This window comes from Flavobacterium sp. Leaf359 (assembly GCF_001423985.1).
Lineage (GTDB): Bacteria > Bacteroidota > Bacteroidia > Flavobacteriales > Flavobacteriaceae > Flavobacterium > Flavobacterium lindanitolerans.
Genome location: NZ_LMPW01000001.1, coordinates 579,225 through 579,528 on the forward strand (window position 1 = coordinate 579,225; position 304 = coordinate 579,528).

Here is a 304-nt window from a genome sequence, read left to right on the forward strand (position 1 = left end):
ACAGGAGCCTGGGTATCTGTTACGTTCACAACCTGAGTGTGCTCGGCAGTGTTACCACAAAGGTCAGTAGCCGTCCATTTTCTAGTAAGGGTATAGCTTCCGGCGCAGGCACCATCGGTTCTGGTCTCGGCAAAAGTTACAGTCGCAGTTCCGCAAGCATCGGTCGCAGTAAGCGTAGCCGCAACAGGGATACTGTCGCAAGACGCAGCCACTTCGGCAGCAGGCAGTGTTCCGGCAAATACAGGAGCCTGGGTATCTGTTACGGTCACAACCTGAGTGTGCTCGGCAGTGTTACCGCAAAGGT

Annotated in this window: 1 pseudogene; it reads right to left on the reverse strand. The window is 54.9% G+C overall.

What is annotated here, in order from left to right:
- Positions 1-304: pseudogene (locus ASG38_RS17895) on the reverse strand (metallopeptidase); the annotation flags it as partial.